Origin of the sequence: Streptomyces calidiresistens, from assembly GCF_014141525.1 — a bacterium.
Classification (GTDB): domain Bacteria; phylum Actinomycetota; class Actinomycetes; order Streptomycetales; family Streptomycetaceae; genus Streptomyces; species Streptomyces calidiresistens.
In genome coordinates this window covers 1-5784 of the sequence record NZ_VKHS01000328.1, presented here as the reverse complement: position 1 = coordinate 5784, position 5784 = coordinate 1, and the positions used below count along the sequence as shown (strand labels likewise).

The 5784-nt window shown below is 71.9% G+C and carries 6 protein-coding genes and 1 pseudogene; 1 reads left to right on the top strand and 6 read right to left on the bottom strand.

Features of this window, described 5'->3' with window-relative positions; genetic code table 11:
* Positions 1-92: 92 nt before the first annotated feature.
* Both FOE67_RS14585 and FOE67_RS14580 read right to left on the bottom strand, forming a co-directional pair.
* Complete coding sequence (locus FOE67_RS14585) at positions 93-770, bottom strand: SigE family RNA polymerase sigma factor (protein ID WP_438874220.1); 678 nt, start codon at positions 768-770, stop codon at positions 93-95.
* A 413-nt stretch (positions 771-1183) separates the two neighbouring features.
* Positions 1184-2455: an aspartate kinase gene (locus FOE67_RS14580; RefSeq protein ID WP_182664347.1), complete on the bottom strand. Its 1272-nt coding sequence runs from the start codon at positions 2453-2455 to the stop codon at positions 1184-1186.
* A 558-nt stretch (positions 2456-3013) separates the two neighbouring features.
* Here FOE67_RS14580 and FOE67_RS14575 point away from each other — a divergent pair.
* Positions 3014-3286, top strand: a complete 273-nt coding sequence (locus FOE67_RS14575; protein WP_182664345.1) for a hypothetical protein — start codon at positions 3014-3016, stop codon at positions 3284-3286.
* Between the two features lie 428 nt (positions 3287-3714).
* Here FOE67_RS14575 and FOE67_RS14570 read toward each other — a convergent pair whose 3' ends face one another.
* From FOE67_RS14570 to FOE67_RS29335, 4 genes and pseudogenes are all read right to left on the bottom strand, one after another.
* Positions 3715-4437: a DUF5063 domain-containing protein gene (locus tag FOE67_RS14570; protein ID WP_228473892.1), complete on the bottom strand. Its 723-nt coding sequence runs from the start codon at positions 4435-4437 to the stop codon at positions 3715-3717.
* A complete protein-coding gene (recR, locus tag FOE67_RS14565) occupies positions 4430-5029 on the bottom strand; it encodes a recombination mediator RecR (protein ID WP_143620575.1) in 600 nt (199 codons plus the stop codon). The genes FOE67_RS14570 and recR overlap by 8 nt, the downstream gene beginning before the upstream one ends.
* Positions 5030-5108: 79 nt before the next feature.
* Complete coding sequence (locus tag FOE67_RS14560) at positions 5109-5450, bottom strand: YbaB/EbfC family nucleoid-associated protein (RefSeq protein ID WP_143620573.1); 342 nt, start codon at positions 5448-5450, stop codon at positions 5109-5111.
* A 98-nt stretch (positions 5451-5548) separates the two neighbouring features.
* Positions 5549-5784, bottom strand: a pseudogene (locus FOE67_RS29335) (DNA polymerase III subunit gamma/tau); the annotation flags it as partial.

Below are 5784 nucleotides of genomic sequence, written 5' to 3'. Positions count from 1 at the left end.
GTCCGCGGCCTTCCCGGTGGGGGGCGCGGCGTCGGCGGGGCGACCCGGCGGACGCTCCGCCGGGACATCCCCGGTTCCGTGGTCGCGGGCGCTCACCTGGCCGCCTCCATGGCGACGCGCAGGGCCGCGATGCCCCGGGATCCGTACGCCTTGACCGACCCCGCCGATATGCCCAGGGTCCGGGCCACCTCCGCTTCGGACATGTCCGCAAAATAGCGCAGCACGAGCACCTCTCTCTGCCGGCGCTGGAGGCCGCGCATGGCCTTCACCAGTTCCGCACGCTCCAGTTGCTCGTACGCGCCCTCCTCCGCGCTGGCCATGTCCGGCATCGGCTTGGAGAGCAGCTTCAGTCCCAGAATGCGGCGGCGCAGCGCGGACCGGGACAGGTTGACGACCGTCTGCCGGAGGTAGGCGAGGGTCTTCTCCGGGTCCCGGACCCGGCGACGCGCCGAGTGCACCCGGATGAACGCCTCCTGCACCACATCCTCACAGGAGGCCGTGTCGTCCAGCAGCAGCGCGGCGAGGCCGAGCAGTGAGCGGTAGTGCGCCTGGTACGTCTCGGTGAGGTGGTCGACGGTGGTGCCCTCAGCCATCGTCGCGCCCGCGTCTGCGGTCCGCTGCTCCGGCGGGGCGTCGGAGCGCGACGGACGCGCGGTCACGCCCCGCGCCGGCACGGGCGCGATCACGGGGAGCCCCCCGGCGCGCGGACCGGGCAGACCGGGAGGGCGCGTCGGGCGGATGGGGGCGACGAATTCGAGGACCTCTGCCACGACTGTTGGACACGCTCTCCCCCGTGTGGGTTGTACGGTGGGGGCGCGTTTTTCCGTGGGCCACGGGTGGCCACCATCCGTACCGCCTCTTTCCTTCCTGCCCGTGGGCGTCCCGACATCCCCGCGTCGGTACGTCGACTCGTGCCGAAGCGCGTCGAAGCGCTCCCGGGACACGACGGGACGCTCCCCGCGTCGCGATCGGTTCCCATGGCGACACGGGGAGCAGTCATCGTCTCCCGTGGGGCCGACCCGGATCAACCCGTGGTGCCATACAACTTGATCACGGACTGCCGGCCGGTTGACCCGGATCGGTGATCGGCCCGGGTGGCGGCCCCGGAAGGGGCCGGAAGGACATCGAACGGGGCGAACGGGGCCCGGGGCGGCGAGCCCGGGAGGGGCCGCGGGGCGGCGTCTCAGCGGCCGGTGCCGCCGTAGACCACGGCCTCCTCGCTGTCGGAGTCCAACCCGAAGGCGGTGTGCACGGCGCGCACGGCCTCGTTCACGTCGTCCTGGCGGGTCACCACCGAGATCCGGATCTCCGAGGTGGAGATCAGCTCGATGTTCACGCCGGCGTTGGACAGCGCCTCGAAGAAGGTGGCGGTGACGCCCGGGTTGGTCTTCATACCGGCGCCGACCAGCGAGATCTTGGCGATCCGGTCGTCGTAGCGCAGCGAGGCGAAACCGATGTCGGCCTGCTGCCGGTTCAGCGCCTCGATGGCCCGCTTGCCGTCGGTCTCCGGAAGGGTGAAGGAGATGTCGGTCAGCCCGGTGGAGGCGGCCGAGACGTTCTGCACCACCATGTCGATGTTGATCTCGGCGTCGGCGACCGAGCGGAAGATCTTGGCGGCCTCACCCGGCTTGTCGGGGACCCCGACGATCGTGACCTTGGCCTCGGAGGTGTCGTGGGCGACACCCGAGATGAGCGCCTGCTCCATCGGCTCGTCTCCTCGCGGTTCGTTGCTGACCCAGGTACCGGTGAGGCCGGAGAAGGACGACCGGACGTGGATCGGGATGTTGTAGCGGCGGGCGTACTCGACACAGCGGTGCAGCAGCACCTTGGACCCGGAGCTGGCCAGCTCCAGCATCTCGCCGGAGGAGATCCAGTCGATCTTGCGGGCCTTCTTGACCACCCGGGGATCGGCGGTGAACACGCCGTCCACGTCGGTGTAGATCTCGCAGACCTCGGCCTCCAGGGCGGCGGCCAGCGCCACGGCGGTGGTGTCGGAGCCACCGCGCCCCAGGGTGGTGATGTCCTTGCTGTCCTGGGAGACCCCCTGGAAGCCGGCGACGATCGCGATGTTCCCCGCCTCGACGGCGGCGCGGATCCGGCCCGGGGTCACGTCGATGATCCGGGCCTTGTTGTGGACGGAGTCGGTGATCACACCGGCCTGGCTGCCGGTGAAGGACTGCGCCTCGTGCCCCAGCGTTTTGATCGCCATCGCCAACAGGGCCATGGAGATCCGCTCTCCGGCGGTCAGCAGCATGTCGAATTCGCGACCGGTGGCGACCGGGGTCACCTCGTTGGCGAGATCGATCAGCTCGTCCGTCGTGTCACCCATCGCCGAGACCACGACGACCACCTGGTGGCCGTTCTTCTTGGCTTCGACGATTCTCTTGGCGACGCGCTTGATGCCCTCGGCATCGGCAACGGAGGAGCCGCCGTACTTCTGCACGACAAGGCCCACGTGTGCTCGCTCCTCAGGGGGTCGTGTTCCACGGCGCCGGGCGGGCACCGCGGTGGCTCGATTTTACCGAGCGGGACACGGCCGCCACCGGGGCGCCGCATGATGAGACGTCGCCCGGCCGACCGTCCGGGCCGTTCCCGGGCCCGCTCGCCAACAAGCCATGCCCCTTTGTCGAGCGGACACACGAAACGCCGCCGAAACGTGCGGGAGGTCACAGTCCGCACCGCTGCGACCGGCGGTTTCACCGCTCTGTGCCGCCTGTCGGCGACTGCGGGTGACGACACCGCCGGGGGCTGCACCGGTCCCGCCGGCCCCCGCGCGGGAGGGAGGGGAACCGTCCCACCCGCCGCCGGGGAGGCCCTCCGGGTGGCGTCGGGAGGGCACTCCGGGCCCGCGGGGCGGCGTGAGCCGATGCGGTGAAAAGGCGCCCTCGAAGGGCTCCGCCCGGGGGATGGCACGTGCCGTCGCATCCCCTCGAGTGCCCGCCGGTGAAGGGCTCACGCCCCCGGGAACTCCTCGCCCCCGCCGACAACCCGGATCCCGTCCGCCGGTACCCCGATGTCGTCGGCCGCCCCGACGGGCGACGAGCAGGGCCACGTCCTCGGTGATCGTCGCCGGCAGGACGTCCCGCCCGTCCTCCTCGTCCCGCCGGGCGCGCCGCACCCGGACGTACGGATCGCCGTCCTCGTCACGGACGACCCGGGTCACCCGCAGGCCGGACCCCGGGGGACGGGCGCGGCACTCCTCCGCCACCGGCGGACGCACCGCGTTCGGGGCGTCCGCGAGGCCGGCGGACCGCAGCGCCGCCTCGCGATCGCCCTCGGCCGGTGACGCCATGACGAACACCGGAAGCGGGACCCCCGCCCCGGGCACGTGCAGCAGGCGCCGCTCGGTTCGCGGGTCCGCCCACCGTCGGTCTCGGCGACGGTGGGCGGCAGTGCTCCACCGCCGCCCCGAGGTTCTCGATGCGGTTCGGCAGGCGTCCGCGCCGCACCACCCGGTCGTCCACGAAGGCCGTCAGGGCTCCGGCCACGTCCCGGTGTCCGAGGATGCCGTCGAGGCCGTCACGCCAATCGCCCGTGCGGGCGAACTCACCGTGCGGCCTTCACGGTTCCTCCGCCGACCGGTCCAACACCCCGTGGCCGACCCGGAGATCCGCCCCGTCGCCCATGTCGGTCCCCGCGGCCATGGGTCCGTGTGCCGTCCGCGACACGCGGTATCGCGGAGGACAACCGGAGGGCCACCCGGAGTGTCGACCCTTAGGCCGTGGGCGGCTTGAGGCCCAGGGGAACGGCGATCTCGGCGGCCATCACGCGACCGGCCTGGCGCTCCAGGTCGCCGTCCTCGACATCGCTGTCGATGTCGAGCCCGTCGAGGTCGGCGAGGGGGGTGTCCAGCCGGACGTGCGCGACCAGGGACTGCAGGGCGCGCAGGGCCGCGCCGGCGGTGGGGCCCCAGTTGGAGAGGTAGGAGAACTGCCACCACCACAGGGCCTCGCCCACGCGCCCCTCGCGGTAGTGGGCCATGCCGTGGCGCAGGTCGGTGACGATGTCGGCGAAGTCGTCGGAGATGCGGCAGGGCACGGGGGAGCTGCGCGGCACGTACGGGTCGAAGACCTCGGAGTAGACGTCGACCGGGGCGAGGAGTTCGGCGAGACGCTCGCGCAGCTCGTCCATGTCGGGTTCGGGGCCGGTGTCCGGCTCGTAGCGCTCCTCGGGAACGATGTCCTCGTGGGCTCCCAGCCGCCCGCCGGCGAGGAGCAGCTGCGAGATCTGCAGCAGCAGGTGGGGAACGGCACTGTCCGGGTCGTCGCCCTTGGCGATCTCGGAGACGGCCACGGTGAAACTCTCGACCTGGTCGGCGATCTGCACCGCGAAGGTATCGGGGCCGTCCGTGGCGGCGGGTCCGGCGGGGACCACCGGCGAGGTATCCCTCCCGGGTTCGGTGGCGTCGGCGGTCCTGGTCATCGTCCCGTCAGACATCGAGCAATCGCCTCCCCTCGAAGGCACGCCCCAGCGTGACTTCGTCGGCATATTCCAAGTCTCCCCCGACGGGCAGCCCACTGGCCAGCCGGGTGACGCGAAGTCCCATGGATCCGACCATCCGCGCCAGGTAGGTGGCGGTGGCCTCCCCCTCGAGGTTGGGGTCGGTGGCCAGGATGAGTTCGGTCACCGACCCGTCCGCGAGACGGGCGAGGAGTTCACGGATTCGCAGGTCGTCGGGTCCCACACCGTCGATGGGGCTGATCGCCCCGCCCAGGACGTGGTAGCGGCCCCGGAACTCCCGGGTGCGCTCGATCGCCACCACGTCCTTGGGCTCCTCGACAACGCAGATCACCGAGGGGTCGCGGCGCGGGTCGCGGCAGACCCTGCACTGCTCGTCCTCGGCGACGTTCCCGCAGACCGCGCAGAAGCGCACCTTCTCCTTGACCTCGGACAGCGCCCGGGCGAGTCGGCGCACGTCGGCGGGATCGGCCTGCAGGATGTGGAAGGCGATCCGCTGGGCGCTCTTCGGACCGACGCCGGGCAGTCTGCCCAGTTCGTCGATGAGGTCCTGAACCACGCCTTCGTACACCGCATGCCTTCCTGATGTCGTTGAACGTGAGGCTAGTTGGGGAGCGGAACGCGGGCCGGCAGCCGGCCCGGCGCGTCGCTCAGAACGGCAGGCCCGGCAGCCCGCCCCCGCCGCCCAACCCCTCGGCCAGCGGGCCGAGCTTGCGCTGGGCGAGCTCCCGGGCGCTCTCGTTGGCGTCCCGTACGGCCGCGAGCACCAGGTCGGCGAGGGTCTCGGTGTCCTCGGGATCGACCGCGGCCGGGGCGATGACCAGACCGGTCAGCTCACCGGCCCCGGTGACGCTCGCCTTGACCAGGCCACCTCCCGCGGAGCCCTCGACGATGGTCTCGGCGAGCTCCTCCTGGGCGCGGGCGAGGTCCTGCTGCATCTTCTGGGCCTGCTGCAGCAACTGCTGCATGTCGGCTCCACCACCGGGAAACACGGCTGAACCTCCTGGCTCGGCGTCGTACGTACCCCTTGAGCCTACGGGGTTCGGGCCCTCGGCACCCCGGGGAGGGACGGGGTAACCGGGGACATGGCTCATTCGTGGTCGATCTGCTCGATGATCGTCGCCCCCAGCCCCTCGATGATCAGCTCGGGGCCGGAAAGGGCCTTCTCGTCGAGGTCGGGGTCGTCATCGGCCGGTACGTCGTCCTCGATCGCCACCGGTGGGGCCGACCGCACGGCAGTGGGCGTCGTCGCGGCGGTCGGCGCGGGGTTCCCGCCGCCCGGGCCCGGGGAAGCCGGGCCGGGGGGTGGTGGTGCCACCGGGGAGG

Coding starts and splice junctions, on each gene's coding strand:
- FOE67_RS14575 (WP_182664345.1), top strand. CDS start 3,014: ATGTCGTCGGCCGCCCCGACGGGCGACGAGCAGGGCCACGTCCTCGGT.
- FOE67_RS14570 (WP_228473892.1), bottom strand. CDS start 4,437: ATGTCTGACGGGACGATGACCAGGACCGCCGACGCCACCGAACCCGGG.